This window comes from Pseudomonas sp. LPB0260 (assembly GCF_013388395.1).
Window position 1 is genome coordinate 1,937,227 of record NZ_CP058247.1, and the last position, 20,740, is coordinate 1,957,966.

Consider the following 20,740-nt stretch of genomic DNA (forward strand, 5'->3'; position numbering starts at 1 on the left):
GGCGCGGCGATTCGGCGGCCGGTCTGCGCCGGTGCCTTCGATTGGGTACAATTCGCCGCTCTTTTTTATCCGCGCCACGCCCGGCGCGCCGCACACCGAGGTTGTCCATGTCCCTCCTTGAACTCATCGCCGCCACCCTCGGGGTGATCGCCGTCTGGCTGACGGTCAGGCAGAACATCTGGTGCTGGCCCATCGGCCTGGTAATGGTGTCGATGTACAGCTGGATCTTCTTCGAGGTGAAGCTGTATTCGGACATGCTCCTGCAGCTGGTCTACGCCGTGCTGCAGCTGTATGGCTGGTGGCAGTGGAAGCGCGGCGGCGAGCGCCATCAGGGCCGCGAGGTCACGCGCCTGAGCGCCTATGGCCTGGCCCTGAGCCTGGCCATAGGCGGCGCCGGCAGCCTCGGCCTGGGCTATGCGATGGCCACCTACACCGACGCCGCGGCGCCCTGGCTGGATGCCGCCCTGACCGGCTTCAGCCTGGTGGCCCAGGTGTGGATGGCGCAGAAGCGCCTGGAATGCTGGCCGCTGTGGTTCACCCTGGACGTGCTGTTCGTCGGCCTGTTCGTGCACAAGGAGCTGTACCTCACCGCCGGCCTCTACGGCCTGTTCTGCCTGCTGGCGCTGCACGGCTGGCAGAGCTGGCGCCGCGCCCCGGAACTGGCCCGCGCATGAAGGTGCTGGTGCTGACCGGCCCGGAGTCGAGCGGCAAGAGCCGCCTGGCCGAGGCCCTTCAGGCGCGCTTCGGCGGCCTGCTGGTCGGTGAGTACGTGCGTCACTTCATCGAGCAGCAGGGCCGCGACACCTGCTACGCCGACATCGAGGCGATCGCCCGCGGCCAGCTGCAGTGGGAGGATGCGGCCCGCGCGGCGGCGCCGCCGCTGCTGATCCTCGACACCCACCTGCTGAGCAACCTGCTGTGGAGCCGGACGTTGTTCGGCGACTGCCCGGCCTGGATCGAGCAGGCCCTGCTGGCGCGCCGCTACGACCTGCACCTGCTGCTCGACCCGCACGGCGTGCCCTGGGTCGACGATGGCCAGCGCTGTCAGCCGCAGCTGGACGAGCGTCTGCGTTTTCACCAGGCCTGCCGCGATTGGCTGCAGACCCACCAGCAGCCGCTGCGTCAGCTGGGCGGCGACTGGGCGCAGCGCGAGCGGTGGGCCCTGGAATATATTGCTGAGTGGCTGACTGAGCCCCCGCATCGCGACCGTTGATCGATGCCTGGGTTGCCTGCTGCCGATAAGCGAATCGAGAAAGGCCAGTCCTGCGACTGGCCTTTTCGTTGAATGCACCGCCAGGCTTCCATCTGACCTGCGGGGTGTGCACGGGCAGAGGCGCTGAGGGCAGCGTCCGGTCTGGTGAGCGCTGCCGCTCGGCCTATTTGCCCGCCTTGCGATTGCGCACATACAGCGCCTCGCCGCCGGTGGCACTGCTGCCGCGCACCTGCAGTTCGAAACGCTTGGCCTGGCCCTTGATCAGCTCGCTGAGCTTCTTGAAACCATAGAGGCGGGCGTCGAAGGCCGGGCGCAGCTTGCTGATGTTCTGCCCGAGCACACCGAGTTCGACCCAGCCGTCCTCGTCGTCGATGTCGTCGATCAGCTTGGCGATAAAGTCCACCGGCACCTTCTGCGGCTTCTTCCTGGCCGTTGCCTTGGCCGGCTCGGCGGGGGGGCTGTCGCCGGCGGCGGCCTTGTTCTTGTCGCCGTTGCCGGGCTGCTCGTCCGTCGCGTCTGCCGCGTCGGCACGGAGGATCTCGGTGTAGATGAACTTGTCGCAGGCCGAGACGAAGGGCGAGGGCGTCTTCTCCTCGCCGAAGCCGTACACGGTCAGGCCTTCCTCGCGCAGGCGCGCGGCCAGGCGGGTGAAGTCGCTGTCGCTGGAGACCAGGCAGAAGCCGTCGAAACGCCGGGTGTAGAGCAGGTCCATGGCGTCGATGATCAGCGCGCTGTCGGTGGCGTTCTTGCCGCGGGTGTAGGCGAATTGCTGGATCGGCTGGATGCTGTGGTCGAGCAGCACCTGTTTCCATTTGCCCAGGTTGGGCTGGGTCCAGTCGCCGTAGATGCGCTTGACGCTGGCCACGCCGAACTTGGCGATCTCCTCGAACAGCCCCTCGACGATGGCGGCCGAGGCGTTGTCGGCGTCGATCAGTACGGCGAGCAGCTTCTGTTGCCGGGTTGAGCTGGGTTTAGTGGCCATGGCTCGTCCTTGATCTGAAGGTGCCTCGACCATACTGCGGATGCCACCTCGGCGCCAGGGCCGGGCGGGCGTGCACCTGGTCGGCTGGCGTGGCGAACAGTGGAACGGCCCGGCTGGCGGGGCTTGCGCCCTTTCCGGGTTGATGGCTAACTGCTTGCAATGTCGGCTTTCGTCCGCGTCCTGCGGCAGCGGCGCGTCTCGATGGGCCCCTGACAACCGAACTGCTGTCCGCGATGGATTTCCGATAGCCAATGCTGCGCCGGCATCGAGGCGAGATCCGAACCTGTGGCGATATAGCCGAGACACCCCGATGACCGTCGACAAAGCCACTGGCGTGCCTGCGCGAACCTCCCTGCGAACCCAGATCATCGTGCGCGGCGCCCTGCGCAGCCTGGTGATCGCCGCGCTGTTGTGCCTGGCCAGCTACTACCATGTGGCGGGCATGCTCGAGGACGGCGTGGTCGAGCAGCTCGAGCAGTTCATCGCCGAACGTGGCCGGCGCGATTCGGAGCCGTTCCTGCAGACCGAACGCCACCATCGGGCCGTCGAGCAGGCCTTGCTCGAACAGCTGCAGTCGGTGCCGCTGGCGACCGGTGCGGCATTGTTCGATGACTATTTCGAGCCCTGGCCCGACGGTACCTGGCGCACCCGGACCGGCTGGTACGAGGGGCAACTGTTCAAGGATGGTCTGCAGCACCGCGGCTTCACCGGCTTCATCGGCCGCGACGTCGAACTGACGCCCCAGTTGCGCCACCGCGCGGCGCTGATCGCGGCGCTGCTGGACTGGTATGGCAGCGCCTGGACGTCCACGGGCCAGTACATCAACTACTTCGTCTCGGCGCCGGAAAACCTGCTGGTCGGCGAATTCATCGGCGTCCCCTATCTGCACCAGGTACCGGCCGACACCTATTTCCCCGATGAAATCTTCGTCGCCCGCGCCAACGAAGCGCAGAACCCCGAGCGGCAAGCGGTCTGGACCCATTTCTATTTCGACGCCACCGCCAAGATGTGGATGCTCAGCAGCCTCAAACCGGTCTATCTGCAGGACCGCCTGGTGGCCACGCTGGGCCAGGACATCCTGCTCGACGACTTCATGCAGCGCACCCTCAAGGATGCCCTGGACGGCACCGAGAACATCGCCTTCAGTGCCGACGGCAGCCTGATCGCCTACGAGCCGTTGTTGGCGCAGATCCAGGCCGCTGGCGGCACGCTGAAAATCGACGGCGACCAGCCGCAGTTGCAGGGCATCTTCGCTGCCGTCACCGGGCAGCAGCGCCGCAGCGGCGTGACCGAGACCGACGAGGCCTTTCTTGCCTACACCCGCATCGACGGCCCGGACTGGTACCTGGTCAACATCTACCCCAAGCAGTTGCTGCAGAACAAGGCCATGGCAGCCGCCACGATCATCCTCGGCATCGCCCTGCTTGGCCTGCTGTCGGAGTTCGCCGTGCTCTGGCTGCTGATCGAGCAGTATGTGCTGGCGCCGCTGCGGCGCTTCATCCGGGTCACCGAAAAGGTCGGCGAGGAAGGCCTGAGCGCGCTGCAGGGCAGCGAGCTGCCGCGCCGGCGCGACGAGTTCGGCCGGCTGGCCAGCCGCTTTCGCGAGACGGCGAGCGAGCTCGAGGCCTCGCGCCAGGCATTGCTGGCGGCCAACCGCGACCTCGATGCCCAGGTGGCGGCGCGCACCGAGGCGCTGACCCAGGCCAACCAGCGCCTGGCCACCCTGGCGATCACCGACGAGCTCTCGGGGCTGCACAACCGCCGGCAATTCCAGTTGGTGGTGCCGCAGGAGCTGGCGCGCCTCGCCCGCCTGCAGTCGACGCCGCTGTGGGCGACTCTGGCGGTTCTCGATATCGATCATTTCAAGCAGATCAACGACCGTTATGGCCATGCGGTCGGCGATCAGGCGATTCGCCAGCTCGGCGCGTGCCTTTCTGCGCTGCATCGGCGCGCCGGGGATCATTGCTTTCGCCTGGGCGGCGAGGAGTTCGCCCTGTTCGCCAGCGCCGAGCAGGTCGACGGCGGCAAGCTGCAGGCCTTCGCCGCTCACCTGCTCGAGGCGGTGCGCAGCCTGGCCATCGAGGTTTCGCAGCCGGAGCAGACGGGGCGCCTGACCGTGTCGGTCGGCATCGCCTGCGTCCAGGCCGGCGCCGCGCTGAGCCTGGAAAGCCTGTACAAGCTGGCCGACGACGCGCTCTACCTCGCCAAGCAGAGTGGCCGCGACCAGGCCAGGATAGTCCTGCTCAGCGGCAGCGGCGAGCAGGCGACAACGCTCGAGCTGAGCGTGCACTGAGCGACAACAGGCGTCTACGCTCGGACTGCGGTCGATAGAGGTGGCGCCTTCAACTTTGCGGCGGCTGCCCCCAGCGCTGATAGATCGCCTCCAGCCTGCCGAGGCGCTGCAGGAGGTGCAGCGCCGCGGCGAAGCGTGCCGCGCGCTCCTGGTCGTTCTTGGCGAAGGCGACGAAGCGCGGCATGTGCGCCAGTGGCCGCGGCAGGATGCGGACCTTATCTTCGGCCCCGAGCTCGCGGGCGTAATGCAGCAATTGAACCCGGTCGCCGACGATCAGGTCGACGCGTCCGGCCAGCAGCATGGACACCAGCTGCCGCGGGCTCTGCGCGCTGCTGTCGCGCTTCAGCGGGGCCTGGTCGTAGTCCGTGTCGTAGGCGTAGCCCTTCACCTGGCCGATTACGTAGGGCTCCAGATCGCTGAGTTGCTGCCAGTCGCCCAGTGCGCTCTTGTGGGCTGCCATGAACACGGTGGAGCCGGTGCGGATCGGGCCGACCAGCAGGTATTGGGCGTGGCGTTCGGCGGTGCCGGCGAACTGGAAGGCCATGTCGACGCCGCCCTGTTCGAGCATGCGCTTGACCCGCTGCCAGGGGTACAGGCGCAGCTCGTAGTCGATCCCGGCGGCCTGCAGCACCGTGCTGACCAGTTCGACATCCAGACCCTGGGGCGTGGCATCGTGGCTCGCGGCGAAACTGTAGGGGGCGAACTGTTCGTCGCCGACCACCTTCCATGGCTCGGCCATTGTTGCCGGGCCGAGGGTCAGGAGCAGGCATAGCAGCAGATAGCGCATGGGGTGTTCCGTTTGAGCTTGGAGTGCAGCATGGCACCTGGAGGGTGACTAGGCAAACGCCGGAACGGGGGCTCGATGGGCGGTAGCGATGGGCTCGAAACCTAGTCCCTTGCCGCCTGCCGAGGCTCAGCCGCTGCTCGGTCGCGCGCCGCCGGCACGCTGCTGGATTGGGCAGGCCTGGCGATCGAGCTTCTCGACATAGGGATTGCCATGGCCCATGACGCAGCCGACCTGCTGGTTGCGCCAGCGCTCCCACTGGCTGACCGGGTACTGGCGGTGCCAGGCCTCGTAGGTGCGGCGATCCTGACGCGACAGGCGCAGCCGATAATGATCGGCCATGTACAGGTAGATGCGCGCCGCGGCGCCACGCGCCTGCTCAGGCGGCATGGCGGTCCTGGCCTTGAAATCGACGCGCATCGGGCAGGCTCCATACTGTGCGGGCGCGGCGGGGAGCATGCCGAGGGCGTAGTTGGAGCGGTCGCCATTGAGCTCGCCGATGCTCGGCACCAGGTTGTGCAGGTCGGCTTCGGCGGCGCGGAACACCGGGTCGTTGCGGCTGCAGTTCTTGCGCCCGCCGTGCTGCCAGCACTGGCGCTGATGGCCGATCACCCAGGCCGGCACCACATGCTCCCACTCCAAACGTTGCGCACGACGCAGCTGCTTGCGCGGCTTGTAGCCGCAACTGGCCAGATCCACCTGCTTGCCCTGGTAGGCACAGCCGCAATAGAAGGTGGTCTGCCGCTGGGCATAGAGCTTCCAGGCGACCTTCTTGGCGGCGGCAAAGGACTGCGGGGCGTCGGCGTGGGCGGGCAGGGCGAATAGCAGGCACAGCAGGGCAAGCAGGCGGGACATGGGCGGCTCGGGCAAAAAGCCGCGCATGATAGCCGTTTTGGAGGGCCTGAGGGTGCGCCTATTGCGCAATTTTTACTTATGGTTCAATGGCTTGCGCGGACGACCAGGAAAAGCCAGGAGCCCGGCTGGATCAGACCTTCCTGACGAACTCGGACTTGAGCTTCATCGCGCCGATGCCATCGATCCTGCAATCGATGTCGTGGTCGCCGTCGACCAGGCGGATGCCCTTGACCTTGGTGCCGACCTTGACCACCAGCGACGAACCCTTGACCTTGAGGTCCTTGATCACGCTGACGCTGTCGCCGTCTTGCAGGGTGTTGCCTACCGCATCCTTGATCACCTTGGCCTCGTCGCCGGCGCCGGGCGCCTCGGCGTTGGCGGACCATTCATGGGCGCATTCCGGGCAGACCAGCAGCTGGCCGTCCTGGTAACTGTATGGGGAATGACATTGGGGACAGGGTGGCAGGGTGCTCACTGAGGCTCCTCGGCGACGTTCGGGCGAAAGGCCGCGCAGTGTATAGGGATTGCCGCCCGTGCGGGCACGCCTCGGTCGGGCGCGCCCGCGCTGGCGGCTACCAGCGCGGCTCGTAATGGCCGTGATGGTGATGGCGGCGGTAGTGCTTGTGATGGCGATGCTTGTAGTGGTGCGGGCGATGGAAATGGTGCGGCACCAGCACCGGCTGATACGGCCGGTAGTAAACCGGCGGTGGCGAGTAGTAGCGCGAATGGGGCTGCTGGTAGTAGATGACGCGCGGCGGTGGCGGACCGATCTCGACATACAGCGGTGCATGCTCGTAGCGGCTGTTGGCGACGATCGCGCCGCCGATCACCGCGCCGACCAGCACCCCGGCGATCGCGGCATCACGCCGGGAGCCGTCTGCCGAGGCGGCGCCGCTCAGCATCAGGCTGGCGATCAGCGCGCTCAATAGAGTAATGCGGCCAAGCATGGTCAACCTCCTTCCGCGGAACGCTCGGGTCTGGTTATTTTTTGACCATGCCTGGCGCCGGATATCCGCGGCACCGAGGTAAAACTTGTGTAAAGGCGCCGCTGTTTACTGGCCGGCGGCTCAGTCGTACTCCGCCTCCTGGTGTTCGCCCAGCAGGCGCCGCTGGCGCGGGGTGCAGGCGGCCAGCACGGCGGGATTGAAGCGCCAGGCCAGGTAGGGCGAGAACTTCTGCGCGACCATGCGCCGGCCGTAGTGCACCTGCAGCAGGTAGCGGCAGCGATCGTTGCTGCGGTTGCGGCTGCCGGCGTGCCACAGCTCGCTGCGAAACATCAGCACATCGCCGGCCTGGCACAGCACCGGCTGCGCGGGCCGGCCCTGCCAGCTGCGCTCGCCCGCTCGCGGCGCGCGTCCGGCGCGGTGGCTGCCGGGCACCACCAGGGTGGGGCAGAGGTCGGCGTCGACGTCGTCGAGGTAGAGGTGGGCGGTGCAGATCTGCATGGGCAGCTCGAACGCCGGGTCGGCCAGCAGCGAGCTCGGCAGCGGCATCACCAGATAGTCCAGATGCAGCTCGGCGCCGACGAAGCCGGGGTGGCAGCGCCAGGCGGTCTGGCCGATGACATGGCAGTCGCTGCCGAGGGCCGCCTCGGCCAGCTCGATCACCCCTGGCGGGTCGAGGTAGGGCAGCCACAGCGGGTCGCGGTTGAACACGCACTTGTACTGGTCGAGCAGGCCGCTGTAGTCCCAGTGCTGCGCTTGCAGGCGGTCGATGGCTTCGCGCAGCTCGGCGACCTGCGGCGGCGCCAGCACGCCGGGCAGCAGGACGAAGCCGTGCTCGTGCAGCGCGCGCAGCTGCACGGCCGTGATGGCGGGATCGACTCGGTGTTGCGGCATGCGGGCGATCCTCGGGTTGCGCCGTTTGCCGTCCGCCTCAATGGCGGCGGGTCAGGTCATGGAGCCCCAGGGACGACTGGCCGCGCTCGGGGTTGGGGTCCACCGCGCTGTGCAGGCGCGCGCTCAACTGGTCGGCGCCGCCGATGTACTGGCCGTCCAGCCAGATCTGCGGCACGGTGATCGGCGTGCTCGGTCCCACCAGCGGTTTGACCCGGGCCAGCATCTCGTAGAGAGCACGGGCGTCCTTGACCACATCGTGATAGCGGAAGTCGATGCCGGCGTGCCCGAGGTAGTCCTTGGCGCGCTGGCAATGGGGGCAGCTGGCCTTGCCGAACAGGTGGTTGCCGCTGACCGGACTGCGCCCGGCGTGGTGGGCGATCACCGCTTCGGTCAGCACCCCGCGGTTGAGCGCGTTGCCCTGACTGATCACCCGCCCCTCGACCATGACGATGGGGGCGTGCCAGCCGCCCTTGAGCAGCGGCTGCCACCACTGGCTCAGCCAGTCGCGTAGCTGCAGCTCCACGGGGATGCCCGCCAGCTCGTTGGCCAGGGTGTCCTCGATCACATCGCGGGTCAGGGCGCACTCGCCGCAGGGGATCTTGATCCTCAGCGGGCCGAAGCGGCCGGCCCAGCGGTAGAGGGTGATACGAACCACGGCCGTGCTCATGGGCCTCCTGATAACTCGGGGTAGGGCTTGTCCTTGAGCATAGTAAAGCCGCTGCCGCGACCGCCCCGTGCGTCGACGGCCTGGAAGAAGGTGGCGGACGGCTATTCTCAACAAGGCGATGACGGCCCGGGCCGTGATCCGCGACCCTACCCGCAGCACAGGCGCCGAGCATGGAACTGGACAAGCTTACCGACGACATCCTCGAAACCCTGTGGCGCTGGGCGACCACGCCCTGGCTGCAGATCGGCGAGACCGACCTGCACCTGGCGCGCCTGATCGGCCTGGGGCTGATCCTGTTCTTCGCCTGGTGGTTCTCCTCCCTGCTCGAGCACGGCCTGCACAACGTGGCGGCGCGCGGCAAGGGCACCCATATGAACTCCTCGGGGATGTATGCCCTGACCCGCATCATCCGTTATGCGGTGTGGATCATCGGCACCCTGGTGGGGCTGCGCTACCTGGGCCTGGATCTGACCAACATCGCCCTGGTCGGTGGCGCCATCGGCGTGGGCATCGGCCTGGGCCTGCAGAACATCTTCAGCAATTTCATCTCCGGGCTGATCCTGCTGCTGGAGAAGACCCTCAAGGTCGGCGATTTCGTCGACCTGCAGTCCGGGGTGATGGGCCGGGTCACCGAGATCGGCATGCGCTACACGCGCATCACCACCAACGACCTGGTCGACATCATCGTGCCCAACTCCGAGTTCGTGAACGGCCGGGTGACCAATTGGAGCTTCGACGAGAAGTACCGGCGCATCCACGTGCCCTTCGGCGTGGCCTACGGCAGCGACAAGCACAAGGTCAAGGCAGCGGTACTCAAATCGGTGGAGGCCGTGCCGGGGTGCATCACCAGCCTGCCCGGGCGCCAGCCGGACGTATGGTTGACCCGCTTCGGCGACAGCAGCCTGGAGTTCGAGCTGGTGGTGTGGGTCGAGCACGACCTGATGGTCTCCCCCGGTGCCACCCAGGCGCGCTTCATGTGGGCCATCGAGGACCAGCTGCGCCTGGCCGAGGTGGAGATTCCCTTTCCCCAGCGCGACCTGCACCTGCGTTCTGGCAGCCTGCGCCTGGATCTGGGCGAGGACCCGCGCCTGGCGGTGGGCGAGCCCCGCCCGCGGCAACCCGACCCCGAGGGCTAATTGCGCTGGCGGGGCCGGTTTCGCCCGAGGGCTGGCGCGTGCTAATGCGGCGAACGGGTCAGCACGTTATGGCCGTCCAGCCTTGAGGGCGAGGATGCGCCCAGTTGCGCCGCAAGGCGCCTGCACCTGTCGGCGCTGCGCTTGATTCGCCGATGGAGCCGGGCGGCTGCTGGCCCAATCAGGGGCGCGCCCTGCAGATGTACGGCATTACTTATTTGCTATAAGGGCCGCGGTGTATTTCTTATGTTTTTTAAATTCGCTTAATTTCAATGGCTTACTGGTGGAAGAGGCCATTGTCTGCCGATTGTCGGAGTCTTGACGTTCGCCGGTGGCGCAACTAAACCAATAAAACGGTAGGGGTGTTGGCAGCTGTGCTTGCGTCCACCGTTGGCGGAGAAGAAGCGGCATCGGCTGGGAAGCCTGAGCATGAGAGTGGTCGCCTTGTCGGCGATCCGATGGTTCTCACGACAGGGCGGGACGAGTGATGGACAGCAAGAGCAGTACCGGGATGCCGGCAGGCTATCCACGATCGTCACGGGCGATGCCCAGTCGCTATCCGGGGGACGATGCTACGCACTGGTGCGATGCCGATGCGCCGGTGATTGCCGCGAACTACCTGGCCCGCCTGCTGCAGTCCCAGGGCAATTCCGGCAAGGCCCCGCTCGACAGGGGAACGGGCCGCGGCGCTCGGCATTGGTCATCCGGTCTGGCCGCTTACCGCATTTCCTTATCGGCGAAACTGCGCTGCGCTTGGCTCGCGCTCAAGCGCCACGCTTCCGGCTCCACCCGCCACCTGTTCCCATCCTGGGGCAGCGTTGCGCCCCTCAAGCGCCCGAGCGTCGGGCCGAGCAGACGCGGCCCCAGGCCGCGCTGAGGCAGCGGGTCGAAAGACCAACACGTGGGTGCGGGGTCGCGGAACCTGCAGTCGGTGTCTCCAAAGCAGGGTGGCCTTCAGCGTGCGGTCGAGGGTTCCGGCCAGTTCAGCACGCCTTGATCCTTGAAACGCATGGTTCCGAACAGTCCTCCCGCCAGCTTGCCACTCAGCTCATAGGGCAGGCCCTGGCCGGGCCGGTAGCCGGCGGCGCCCCAGGCCTGACGAATTGCCGAAAAGGCGGAAATACTCACCGGCACGTTGAGCAGCGCCTCGCCGAAGCGCGGCACCTGACCGCGCTGATCACTCACCCCGCTGGCCAGTGGCTGGCCATTGACCTCCAGCTCCAGGGCCACGCCGTTATAGTCGAACGGGGCGTCGTTCGGGTTCTGCACACGCAGCTTCAGCGCAAAACGCATTTCTAGCTCCTGGCCGGGTAGCGGCTCCAGGCCGACCAGGTCGATACGCAATGGGTCGCGCAGGCTGGCGCACGCGGCGAGTCCGCAGGCCAGCAGGAGGACGGACAGCGGGCGCAGAAGCAGGCGTGAACGCGAAGGCATGGTTCGATATTCCGTGGCGGACTCCAGGTAGAGGATAGAAGACCAGCGGGCGATGACCTCTAGCGTCCGTGCTGCCTGGCGCCCAGCACCAGGGCAATGCCACCGAGCACGGCCGCCGCGCTCAGCGCCAGGCGCAGGCTCAATGCTTCATCGAGCAGCAGGCTGCCGGCCAGGGCGGCGAGGATCGGCACGCTGAGCTGCACCGTGGCCGCCTGGAAGGATTGAAGGCCGCGCAAGGCGGTGTACCAGATGGCATAGCCGATACCGGAGGTGAGCGCGCCGGACAGCACGGCATAGATCAGCCCCGGCAGGTCCCAGCTGGCCTGGCCCAGCAGCACTGCGCTGATCAGCAACGCCAGGGGCGTGGCGCGCAGGAAGTTGCCGGTGGTGGCCGCCAGCGGATCGGTGACGCCGCGACCGAGCAGGGAATAGGCGCCCCAGGCGGCGCCTGCCAGTAACATCAGCAAGGCTCCGCCCAGCGGTGGCGCGCTGGCGCCCGGCAACAGCAGCGCCAGCAGGCCGCCGATCGCCAGCAGCAGGCCGGCGCTGGCCTTGCGGCCGAAGCGCTCGCCGCGCCACAGGCCCCAGCCGATCATGCTCAGCTGCACCGCACCGAACAGCAGCAACGCGCCGACCCCGGCATCCAGGCTCAGGTAGGCGAAGGAAAACGCGGCGGCATAGACCAGCAGCGCCACGGCGGCGAACCAGTTGCCGGTCGCAGCGGCGTTGGTCGGACGCAGGCGCAGCAGCAGCCACAAGGTCAGGGCGCCGGAGAAGAGACGCAGACTGGTGAAACTGGCGGCGTCGATCTCCGTCTCGCGCAGCGCCAGGCGGCAGAGCAACGAATTACCGGCGAAGGCGAGCATGGCCAGGGCGGTCAGCAGCAGGGTTCGAGTGGTCATGGTCTATCCGCAGCGGTGGGCAGTGGCCAGTCTAGGCGCGGCTGGGCGGCAACTCACTATGTCCGGCGCGGCGGGCCGTGCGCCGATGCCCGAACAGTGCCCGGAAAAGGGGACTGTGCGCGGGAAAGCGCTTTGCTCCACGCCATTCAGGTCGATGGCATTGCTTGACCAGCTCGTCGGCGGTTTCGGTATTCCAAGAATTACCAGTGAATGAGCTGGAGTACTGCTTGGAATACCAAACTGCGTAGATATCGACTGCAGCATCGTGGGCGCCGGTGGCGCTGAAAGTCCCGTACTTACTGGATTTCAGGCACAAAAAAAGACGTCCGAGGACGTCTTTAGATGTTTGTTTGGGGGCCGGGGGGATTTGAACCCGTCACATGCTCTCTGCAAAACATGGCAATTTTCAGCTTTTGTATATAAAACAACAATTTGTCGAGCAGGCTACCACGCAATGTTCTGCTAGTCACAGCAATGCTTGTGACACTAAATTGGCATTCCTACATCTTTAAGCTCTTTGCTTCTTTGGTGAAGTGATCGCCTACCCTTACTTCTGGATTGTTTAAGTCTGGATGGATGGTTTTTGTGGCAATAATTATTTGGTGCTCCGCCTGCTCTTCTGCGAAGTAATTTTTTATGCTCATTTGAAAATTTTGTGAGCGCTGGTCTTCTAATCCAAAGTTTTCAATGCCGTCTAATATGAGAAGCCTTGGGAAACGAGCATAGTCCTTGGCTAGAGATAGTTTTAGTAGGGCAAGGTGGAAGGCGTTGTTTAAGTATGAGATAGAGCTTTCTGAGAAGTATGTCTTTCCGTTTACAGAGACTCTGCTGGCGGCAAAGTCATACTCTATCTCGCTTGCTTCTTGGAACTCCTTTTCACTCCCTGAGTCGGACTTTAAGAATGATACGACGCATTCGGATATTATCTTGTGGACTTCGCCGGGGCGAATTCTGGCAAGACTTTCTTTTAGTTCTATTGAATTTTTAAGTGCAGAGACTTTGTCTTGGATTTCTTGTCGCCTTGTAGATAAGGCGTTTATTGCATTCCTTAACTCTTCTGTGCGCTCGAGGTCGGCTATCTTTTGTTCTAATTCGCCAGTTTTTGTGTAAAGTGCAAAGAGCTCCTTTTCCCTCTGGCTGTTCTGTACGGCCACGGTTGCTACTGTTTTAGTTATGCTCTTTCTAAGCTCTGTTTCGAGCTCTTTCTTTTTCTTTCCGATATCGTCTAGTGTTTGTGACTTTCTTTCGTAAATCTTATGTGATTCTTTTAGTTGTATGCTTATCTCGTTTTTCATTCTAAGCATGTTGGTGTTTCTACGTTCTAGATAGTCGCTGCTGCCGCAGAGCGAGCATGCACCTTCAGTCGACTCAGGTAGCTCGGAAAAGCAGCAGGGGCAAACTTTAAATGCTATGGATGATAGGGCGTTTCCAGCATCCATAGAATCATTAATTTCTTGTAGCTTTTGATTTAATTCGCTTAGGAAGAGCCGGATGTCTTCTACTTCAAATTCAAGGTCACGTTGTGTTACTTCAGTGTCGTAGAGGGATTCTTTGATCTTAGTGATATCGTTGGCGGATTGGTTTGTTGCCTGTTTTTCTTCTTTGTAGGTTGCTCGATTTTCTTCCTGTTTAGCCATTATCTCAGCTTTTATGGACTTAATTTCATCGAGATATGAGTTTCGAAGTTGGTCGGTGGTGAATAGCTCTGAGGATATTTCGGTCTTCCCTAGTATGTTTGTAATTGCTCTTATTTCGGTGATTATTTTGTCTAGGGATTTTTCACTAGTGCTGAGTTCTATTTTTTCGTTGTAGAGATCGTTGTCATAGAGGCCGCACAGATATTTTCCTATTGCCTCTCTTTTGAAGGCAGAGTCAAATGCTTCTATGTTAAATATGCTCGAAGGTGGGTTTGCTTGGTTGCTATATATGAGCCTTAACAGTTGATGCATTGTTAAGTTCTCACTTGCGTCGAGCTTTACCTCTGGTATTCCTAATATTTCAAATAGCTTTTGTGAGAAGCTTTCTTTAGTGCCGGTGTTGTAAGGGTACGAGAACCATTCGCCTCGGCCGGCCTTTAGCCCTGCATCTAGGTTGCCATAATAGAGTTGCATGCTAGCTCTTTGAGTTTGCAGTGCACGATTCAGCGTCACGCTTTGTCCGTTTAATGAGCATTCAACGAATACCTCGTCACAAGAGCCTGCCTCTTCCTTCCAGTTTTGGACTTCATATCCAAGCCCATAGACAAGCAGCTGTATAACGGATGTTTTTCCCCCGCCATTGCAGCCGGAAAGAATGTTTAGACCTGTGTGAAACCTTTCGTCATATACAAGGTTGCCTGACTTTGCCGCAAGGAGGCGGTTAATCTTAATTGTCGGCTTGCGGATAATCATATTTATAATCCATTAGTTTACTTGCCGCTTTGAGTCCTGTTTTTCCAAGTATAGGCATCTTTGAAAGATGACCTATTTCAAAGTCTAAGGCTTCCCTGGATATGCTGCTGACTTCGGCGCGTGTGATGGAGTTTAGCTCAGTGGGGATGAGTTCTTTGTTTAGTTGAATCGTGCCATTGTCTTGTACATGTAAGAATCCAATATTTTCTGCCATTTGAAGCGAGGCAAAAAATGTTGGATTCATTCTGTTGAATAATGTGTACGGTTCAAAGTTGTTGTAAGGGGATCGATACTTCTTGAACTTGTTCTTTGCTTGCAGTAGCTCTCGAGGCAAGGGCATGTCCGCAATGTGGGCAGGAAAGGCAAGCAGAAAATTGAAAATTTGCAGTCGCTCTAATTCTATCTGATCGGTACGGCTGTTTTGGCAAATTGCTGCCAGTCGGAGTATGGTGTGGATTGGATCAAATGCCTTGTTATATAAGAGCATTACTTCCACTCCAAATGGCAGTTTCCAGTTAAGAAAAAAAGCATTCCTTTTATCTGTCGATTATAAATTTCTAGTACGTTTTCACCCAGGTGCTTGCGTACTTCTGTTTCTAGATGCTGTGAAATTAGCTGCTCTGCTGCTGCTCTTGTTATGTCGCAGGTTATATGTGGCTTGATTTTGCTATTGAAGATGCTTGCCACTTCGTCCAGTAATAGAGTAATAATTTTCTGTGCTGATTTGTAGTTTTGATTTTTTAAAATCAGCATTGATATTAGCTGTTTGAGCTCTTCGGCGTCTTTTATTAGTTCTTCTAGATTTACTTCGGTCAGCTTTGTCTCTAGATTTCTGATTTCGTATTTTTTGCTGTTGTAGTGCATAAGCTCGTCGATTAGGCTTTGCACTTCTTTCCCGTTTTTGACCTCGTCTTTATATACGTCGATCAGCAAGTCCATTTGTGTGGGTTTGGGTAGGATGTTTTGATTGATAATATCTCGGCCTGCATATGGGCCAAAGAAATTAGCGTTCCGTATCTTGTTTAGAATCCATCCCACGGTTATCCCTCCCCGCATACGGCCCATGAATGGTGACATTCTTAAGGTTGTTCTTAGTGCCACCTTTATAGTTTATAGCTATTTTTACCCCTAGTCCGGCTATTGCGAGTGCTCCTAAAGCAATAAGCCCATAAATGGCAAGATCATTCATTTTAATTTCCTATGGCGAGTGAAACTATTCATCCTTGTTTCGGGCATACCAGCGCCTAGTTGCTTCCTGAGTGATCGCTATCCCGCGTTGGGTTGGCTCAAGTTTCGGTTGGCCTCGTCGTAGGCCGGGCTGGTTTGGCCGATCTCCGGTGCGATCTGGCCGCTAGCCAGCCATAGGGCGTACTGAGGGTAAATTTTCACCAGCACGTCTATTTCCTCAGCGCCTACTCGTACAGCGCCTTTGCTGACGTTTCTCCAGCGTTCGTAAGCACCGCCTTCTTCGCTTGCTCTCTTTGGACCCACCAGCTTGATCAATGTGCGTGCTCTATCAGCAGTGCTTGCCATATAGAAAATATTTCCTGAGTAGTAATTGCTCCATTGTGGGGAATGGGTAACAATCACTCCATGGGTATCTATTACCCATTCTGTTGGTTGGTAATCACTGCTGAACATAGTGGATTAAAGCTTATGGATACGGAAGGTCTCGACCCGCAAAAGCTGCACGGCGCCCCGCCCTTGATGCCGTGGCAGAAGTTCGCCGAGTGGATCGGCATGGGTAATGAACCCATCGTGGTTCGCACTTGGGTGGAACGGAACTACCTGCCTTCGCAGAAGGTGGGCAAACGCACCATGGTCAACGTTGCCCTGCTGACCCAGCAGCTGCTTGAGCAGGAGTGGACGCTGTGAGCCGAACTGACCCGCAATTCAAGCTGCGCGTGCCGCCCAAGCTGCGCTCCAAGATCGAACAGTCCGCCTTCGCGGCCCGCCGTTCGATGAATTCGGAAGTCGTCATTCGCCTGGAAGCGAGCTATGCCCAGGAGAAAACTGCCAAGGAGGGCAACCAATGAGCACCACTGACGAAAGCCTGGACCTCTGTAGCGTCATCACCTTCGCCGAGATGAGCGGCATATCGGTTGAAGAGGCCATCGACTGGGTGGACAACGGCACCATTCCCAGCCTGCGCTTGGCGGACTTTCGCATGGTCAATCTCGCTCGCCTGCGCGCGGACCTGGAGAAGGGCAAGACCGAGTTCAAGGAAGGAGATTACGCCCATGTCTAGCCTGGCTCCCTCGTTCGATCCGATCACCGCTATCAGCTACATCGGCCGAACTGTCCTCGTCGAACTGTGCTGGGACGACGACAACGAAATGCTCTGGCGCTGCTACCACGTGATTGGCGTCGTATTACCGGTGCCGGGCGTATTTGAAGACGGCTACTTCCTCACCGTGCCCTTCGGCGGTAGCGACGACTTCCCGGTCGAAATCTACTTCGACAGCATCAATACCATCCGGGCCATTCGCGACCGTAGCGCAGCCAGCAAGGTGCTGGGCAGCCTGCCACTGCCTCATCTGATCCAGAGCCAAGTCGGACCCAAGGAAGGAGAGCGCCGCCATGCGTAAGCCTCGTATCGCAATCGATGCCGCCAAGGCCCTGAGCTATGTCGGCCAGACCGTCTTGATCGAAATGGCCTGGGATGCTGAGCCGGAGTCCTTCTGGCAATGCACGCACATCGTTGGCGTTCTCCTGCCCACGGCGGACATGAAAGGCTCGCCGTATTTCTTGGGCGTGGAGCTCAGTTCCAGCACGCGCACTCCCAACGAAATCTACTTCGACGATATTTGCACTATCAGGGCTATGCGGTACCGCGACCGGCAGGGTTCCGGCAACGTACTGGGCCGCATGACTCTGACCCATTCGGAAGGGTCAGGGGCCGCGCTCCCGGCTCATCGTGACGGCTGTTTTGTCGCGATGAACGGAAGCACGGGCGAAGCGCACCCTTGACCCCGCGCCATGATGAGCAGCCTGACCGCGGGAGAGTGGGGCAGCTTCACCGCCCCGCGCTCCCGAGCCCTCGGCGGCAAGAGCGGGATGACAAGGGCAGAGCCCTTGGTGTGCATAGCTTCTGCCCACCACCCGCGCCAAGCCACTGCTTGCCTTGCTGATCCTTCCCGCCTGCTGCATCTGCCGGTCGTGCCGGATGCTCGTCCAGTCCTGCTCGGGCTCCTTCTGCTACTGACCCTCGCCGCGCCCTGGAGTGAACCAGTGGCCAGCCATAAACCGGAAAAACCTCAATTGAGTGGTTGGCCCTACGACGCGGCGGCCTGCGCACGCGAAAGCGCGGCTCGGTTCAGAGCGCCCTCGCGCGCGCAGGCCGCCGCGCGACGTCCCTGTAACACGTCAGATAAAAGCCAAGAAACTTCCGCATTAATCGGCAATAGGTGAAGAAATGACAAAAGCAATTGACCATATGCGTTTGGATGCTTTGACCGCAGTGGAAGACAAACGCGGTCGCTTGTTTGTCGATCCGGGTAACTACACGTTCACCGACCTGTCGAAGGTCCGCCTGCTGCGCTGTGGCGTCGATACGGTGCGTCAGCTGTACCGGGGCATGATCCGCCCGGAAGTGATGGCGCTGTTCGAGACTCCGGGCGTCATGGTCGACTTCGCCGGCCAGCGCTGGCACTCGGGACGAGTAGGGCGCGACTCGGGCTACCAGTACAAGCTGCAAAACGCTGACTTGGGCCTGATTCTGCTCATCAAGAACTTCAACGCCAAGATCGACAGCATCGGCCCGCACCTGAAAATCGAGGTGTCACCGCATGCCATCGACGCGCTGTCGCCGGAGCGGCTGCAAGAGCACCTGGATCACTACGCCGACGCCGTGTTGACCCACCTGGAAATCAACCAGTGTGCGGTCCATCTGGCGTTGGACCTGCAAGGCTGGACGCCTCCCAGCGACCTGGTGGCGCGCATGCACTGCAAGGCCCGTACACACCGGGATATTTCCGGCATCAATGAGATTTCCTGGGCGAGCAAGTCCAGTGTCTACGGCCGGGGCGAAACCTCGATGTTCGGTTCGGCTGCTGGCGTACAGCTGGCCATCTACAACAAGACCGAACAGGCCCGCGCCACCGACAAGCTCGACTACTGGGAAAGCGTCTGGAAACGGCGCGATAGCTTCGACGCAGCGGACTCGGACAACTACGACCCGACGCAAGACGTGTGGCGGGTGGAGCTGCGCTATCACCACTCGATAATCCAGCAGTTCGCTAGCGGCTCAATTGACGTGAAGACGGGTGAGGCCATCGACACCCGGTCGTTTGCCGCATTCTCGGGCCATCTGGACGGCCTGTGGCGTTATGGCCTGGGTCAATTCAAGCTGCTAGTCCGTCCCGGTCATTTTGAGCCTATCTGGACCCTGATTCGTGAAGATGTGCGGGTCGATCTGCCGGTGGACTCCCTGCTGGATCAGACCGAATACAAGCGCTACTACAAGACCTCGCGGGGCTTCTCGGGCAAGAACGTGGAGCTGTTCCTGGGAAACTTCGTAAGCCTGCTGGCAAGGGAGCGGGTGGGCGCAAAAAAGGCGTTCTCCACCCTAAAACAATGGGACTGTTGGCCCGTTATACGGGATCACTACGCGGCCAAGGAAAAGACTGAGCGGGACATCTACCGGCACATCAAAGACCTGTTGGAAGAACGGCAGGTCAGGTGGGGCAGGGCGGTATGACAGTAAAGAAGCGCCCTGATGGCCGTTGGCTTGCAGATGTTCAGCCAATCCGTGGTCAGCGTTTCCGTAAGCTGTTCTCGACCAAGGCGGAAGCCCTGCGCTACGAACAGTACATCATCACCAACAAGGCGGCCGACCCTGCCTGGAACCCCAAGGCCAAGGATCGGCGTCGACTTTCGGAGCTGGTTGGGCTCTGGTTCGACCTGCATGGTCACATGCTCAAGGATGGCGAGCGAAGAAAGGCCAAGCTCGACGCCCTGTGCGTGCGCCTGCGTGACCCCATCGCGATGAAGCTCGACCCGGCCAGCTATGCCCATGACCGCCGCTTGCGCGCTGAGTCAGGCATCACGCCCAAGACGTTGAACAACGAACTGGGCTACATCCGTGCCGTGTTCAATGAGCTGCGAGGCTTGGGTCAGATCGACTATGCCAACCCGCTGGAGCTGATGAAGCTCTACAGGATTGAGGAACGGGAACTGTCCTGGCTGACCCAGGAACAGATAGCCCATCTGCTGACTGCCATTCGTGAAGGCTGCGACAACCCGCACGTCGAACCTATAGTGCTGCTCTGTCTGGCCACTGGTGCTCGATGGTCGGAAGCGGAAGGACTCATGCCGGCGCGATTGCGGAACGGCGCTGTCACGTACAGCAAAACCAAGTCGAGCAAGGTTAGGACGGTGCCAATTTCGGCAGAGCTGGAAACGTTGATCCGCAACCACTGGAAGCAGCATGGCCCCTTCACTGGGGCGATAACGTCATTCCGGCGTGCATTGAAGCGGTCAGGCATCGAGCTGCCCAAAGGGCAGGCCAGCCACGCGCTGCGCCACACCTTCGCCAGCCACTTCATGCAGAAGGGCGGCAACATCCTCACGTTGCAGAAAATTCTGGGGCACTCGAGCTTGGCCATGACGATGCGCTATGCACACCTTGCGCCCGAGCATCTGGTCGAGGCGGTCAAGCTGAGCCCGTTGGCAGGTGTGACACTTTCGGGACAGTTGATGCCCCTAGAAAGCAAAAACCCTTGAAAATCTCTAGGATTATCAAGGGTTTAGGCTGTTTTCATTTGGTGGAGCCGGGGGATTTGAACCCCCGTCCGCCAGTTCTCCGCTATCGGTTCTACATGCTTAGCCATCTCTATTGAGTTAACTCATCGCGGCCCGAGTGGCAGGGCGCTTTGAGCGAGCTGTATGAGTTTTAGCCGTTACGTCTACAGCGAACTTGGCGGCGATCCTGTTCTATATGACTGACCAAATCTTCGGGTTTACAGGCATCCCCTAGGGTCAGCTAGCGGCACTTAGGCGGCTAGAGCGTAGTTGTCGTCGTTGGCAACTATAAGTTTGCAGCAGCGAATTTACGAGTTCTGCTACCAGCTCGGCATGCCCCTCAAGTTTTGCTACCGGCGTCGAATCCTAATCGGCCCCAAAACTGTCATGGGTGAAGCTAGGCCGAAGTGTACGGCATCGGCTGCCTGGCGTCGACCTTGCAATCTCGGCGCGGACGCCGGGCGCGGAGTGCGGCTATGATTAGACACCTGAGCTGCAGTCATGTCT

25 protein-coding genes and 1 other RNA gene are annotated in these 20,740 nt (G+C 61.1%); 11 read left to right on the plus strand and 15 right to left on the minus strand.

What is annotated here, in order from left to right:
- Positions 1-107 precede the first annotated feature (107 nt).
- Positions 108-674, plus strand: coding sequence for a nicotinamide riboside transporter PnuC (pnuC, locus tag LPB260_RS08475; protein WP_208708252.1), 567 nt, complete (start codon positions 108-110; stop codon positions 672-674).
- A complete protein-coding gene (locus tag LPB260_RS08480) occupies positions 671-1,213 on the plus strand; it encodes an AAA family ATPase (protein WP_208708253.1) in 543 nt (180 codons plus the stop codon). Before pnuC ends, LPB260_RS08480 begins: the two co-directional genes overlap by 4 nt.
- Before the next feature lie 163 nt (positions 1,214-1,376).
- On the opposite strand, the gene LPB260_RS08485 is transcribed toward LPB260_RS08480, so the two are convergent.
- On the minus strand, positions 1,377-2,195 hold the full coding sequence (locus LPB260_RS08485; protein ID WP_208708254.1) for an NYN domain-containing protein: 819 nt from the start codon (positions 2,193-2,195) through the stop codon (positions 1,377-1,379).
- Between the two features lie 310 nt (positions 2,196-2,505).
- Between LPB260_RS08485 and LPB260_RS08490 the strand changes: the two genes are divergently transcribed.
- Positions 2,506-4,488, plus strand: a complete 1,983-nt coding sequence (locus LPB260_RS08490; protein WP_208708255.1) for a diguanylate cyclase — start codon at positions 2,506-2,508, stop codon at positions 4,486-4,488.
- A gap of 49 nt (positions 4,489-4,537) precedes the next feature.
- Here LPB260_RS08490 and LPB260_RS08495 read toward each other — a convergent pair whose 3' ends face one another.
- The 6 genes from LPB260_RS08495 to LPB260_RS08520 form a co-directional block, all read right to left on the minus strand.
- A complete protein-coding gene (locus tag LPB260_RS08495; RefSeq protein WP_208708256.1) occupies positions 4,538-5,275 on the minus strand; it encodes an ABC transporter substrate-binding protein in 738 nt (245 codons plus the stop codon).
- 126 nt (positions 5,276-5,401) lie between these two features.
- Complete coding sequence (locus tag LPB260_RS08500; protein ID WP_208708257.1) at positions 5,402-6,127, minus strand: endonuclease; 726 nt, start codon at positions 6,125-6,127, stop codon at positions 5,402-5,404.
- 130 nt (positions 6,128-6,257) lie between these two features.
- Positions 6,258-6,602 carry a zinc ribbon domain-containing protein YjdM gene (locus LPB260_RS08505; RefSeq protein WP_208708258.1) on the minus strand — a complete coding sequence of 115 codons (345 nt, stop codon included), beginning with the start codon at positions 6,600-6,602 and terminating at the stop codon, positions 6,258-6,260.
- Positions 6,603-6,699: 97 nt separating this feature from the next.
- Entirely contained in the window at positions 6,700-7,074 is a 375-nt protein-coding gene (locus LPB260_RS08510; RefSeq protein WP_208708259.1) for a hypothetical protein, read from the minus strand.
- A 120-nt stretch (positions 7,075-7,194) separates the two neighbouring features.
- Positions 7,195-7,965: a phytanoyl-CoA dioxygenase family protein gene (locus tag LPB260_RS08515; protein ID WP_208708260.1), complete on the minus strand. Its 771-nt coding sequence runs from the start codon at positions 7,963-7,965 to the stop codon at positions 7,195-7,197.
- Between the two features lie 37 nt (positions 7,966-8,002).
- Positions 8,003-8,632, minus strand: a complete 630-nt coding sequence (locus tag LPB260_RS08520) for a glutaredoxin (RefSeq protein ID WP_208708261.1) — start codon at positions 8,630-8,632, stop codon at positions 8,003-8,005.
- 170 nt (positions 8,633-8,802) lie between these two features.
- Between LPB260_RS08520 and LPB260_RS08525 the strand changes: the two genes are divergently transcribed.
- Positions 8,803-9,768: a mechanosensitive ion channel family protein gene (locus LPB260_RS08525; RefSeq protein WP_218281511.1), complete on the plus strand. Its 966-nt coding sequence runs from the start codon at positions 8,803-8,805 to the stop codon at positions 9,766-9,768.
- A gap of 951 nt (positions 9,769-10,719) precedes the next feature.
- Here LPB260_RS08525 and LPB260_RS08530 read toward each other — a convergent pair.
- The 7 genes from LPB260_RS08530 to LPB260_RS08560 all read right to left on the minus strand — a co-directional run bounded on the left by LPB260_RS08530 (position 10,720) and on the right by LPB260_RS08560 (position 16,132).
- Positions 10,720-11,199, minus strand: a complete 480-nt coding sequence (locus LPB260_RS08530) for an LEA type 2 family protein (protein ID WP_208708262.1) — start codon at positions 11,197-11,199, stop codon at positions 10,720-10,722.
- Positions 11,200-11,258: 59 nt separating this feature from the next.
- Positions 11,259-12,101 (minus strand): DMT family transporter, encoded by an 843-nt coding sequence (locus LPB260_RS08535; protein ID WP_208708263.1) that lies wholly within the window; start codon positions 12,099-12,101, stop codon positions 11,259-11,261.
- A 500-nt stretch (positions 12,102-12,601) separates the two neighbouring features.
- On the minus strand, positions 12,602-14,491 hold the full coding sequence (locus tag LPB260_RS08540) for an AAA family ATPase (protein WP_208708264.1): 1,890 nt from the start codon (positions 14,489-14,491) through the stop codon (positions 12,602-12,604).
- Positions 14,466-14,978 (minus strand): ABC-three component system middle component 5, encoded by a 513-nt coding sequence (locus LPB260_RS08545; protein ID WP_208708265.1) that lies wholly within the window; start codon positions 14,976-14,978, stop codon positions 14,466-14,468. The genes LPB260_RS08540 and LPB260_RS08545 overlap by 26 nt, the downstream gene beginning before the upstream one ends.
- Positions 14,978-15,529 (minus strand): ABC-three component system protein, encoded by a 552-nt coding sequence (locus LPB260_RS08550; protein WP_208708266.1) that lies wholly within the window; start codon positions 15,527-15,529, stop codon positions 14,978-14,980. Before LPB260_RS08550 ends, LPB260_RS08545 begins: the two co-directional genes overlap by 1 nt.
- Positions 15,495-15,680 carry a hypothetical protein gene (locus LPB260_RS08555; RefSeq protein WP_208708267.1) on the minus strand — a complete coding sequence of 62 codons (186 nt, stop codon included), beginning with the start codon at positions 15,678-15,680 and terminating at the stop codon, positions 15,495-15,497. Before LPB260_RS08555 ends, LPB260_RS08550 begins: the two co-directional genes overlap by 35 nt.
- Positions 15,681-15,757: 77 nt before the next feature.
- A complete protein-coding gene (locus LPB260_RS08560; RefSeq protein WP_371926126.1) occupies positions 15,758-16,132 on the minus strand; it encodes a DNA-binding protein in 375 nt (124 codons plus the stop codon).
- Positions 16,133-16,147: 15 nt separating this feature from the next.
- Between LPB260_RS08560 and LPB260_RS08565 the strand changes: the two genes are divergently transcribed.
- The 7 genes from LPB260_RS08565 to LPB260_RS08595 all read left to right on the plus strand — a co-directional run bounded on the left by LPB260_RS08565 (position 16,148) and on the right by LPB260_RS08595 (position 20,215).
- Positions 16,148-16,366, plus strand: a complete 219-nt coding sequence (locus LPB260_RS08565) for a DNA-binding protein (RefSeq protein ID WP_208708268.1) — start codon at positions 16,148-16,150, stop codon at positions 16,364-16,366.
- Positions 16,363-16,527: an Arc family DNA-binding protein gene (locus LPB260_RS08570; protein WP_208708269.1), complete on the plus strand. Its 165-nt coding sequence runs from the start codon at positions 16,363-16,365 to the stop codon at positions 16,525-16,527. Before LPB260_RS08565 ends, LPB260_RS08570 begins: the two co-directional genes overlap by 4 nt.
- Positions 16,524-16,739 (plus strand): hypothetical protein, encoded by a 216-nt coding sequence (locus LPB260_RS08575; protein WP_208708270.1) that lies wholly within the window; start codon positions 16,524-16,526, stop codon positions 16,737-16,739. The genes LPB260_RS08570 and LPB260_RS08575 overlap by 4 nt, the downstream gene beginning before the upstream one ends.
- Positions 16,732-17,079, plus strand: coding sequence for a hypothetical protein (locus LPB260_RS08580; RefSeq protein WP_208708271.1), 348 nt, complete (start codon positions 16,732-16,734; stop codon positions 17,077-17,079). The genes LPB260_RS08575 and LPB260_RS08580 overlap by 8 nt, the downstream gene beginning before the upstream one ends.
- A complete protein-coding gene (locus tag LPB260_RS08585) occupies positions 17,072-17,461 on the plus strand; it encodes a hypothetical protein (RefSeq protein WP_208708272.1) in 390 nt (129 codons plus the stop codon). Before LPB260_RS08580 ends, LPB260_RS08585 begins: the two co-directional genes overlap by 8 nt.
- Before the next feature lie 445 nt (positions 17,462-17,906).
- Positions 17,907-19,190 carry a hypothetical protein gene (locus tag LPB260_RS08590; RefSeq protein WP_208708273.1) on the plus strand — a complete coding sequence of 428 codons (1,284 nt, stop codon included), beginning with the start codon at positions 17,907-17,909 and terminating at the stop codon, positions 19,188-19,190.
- Positions 19,187-20,215 (plus strand): tyrosine-type recombinase/integrase, encoded by a 1,029-nt coding sequence (locus tag LPB260_RS08595; RefSeq protein ID WP_208708274.1) that lies wholly within the window; start codon positions 19,187-19,189, stop codon positions 20,213-20,215. Before LPB260_RS08590 ends, LPB260_RS08595 begins: the two co-directional genes overlap by 4 nt.
- Before the next feature lie 39 nt (positions 20,216-20,254).
- On the opposite strand, the gene ssrA is transcribed toward LPB260_RS08595, so the two are convergent.
- Positions 20,255-20,611: a transfer-messenger RNA gene (gene ssrA, locus LPB260_RS08600) on the minus strand.
- Positions 20,612-20,740 lie beyond the last annotated feature (129 nt).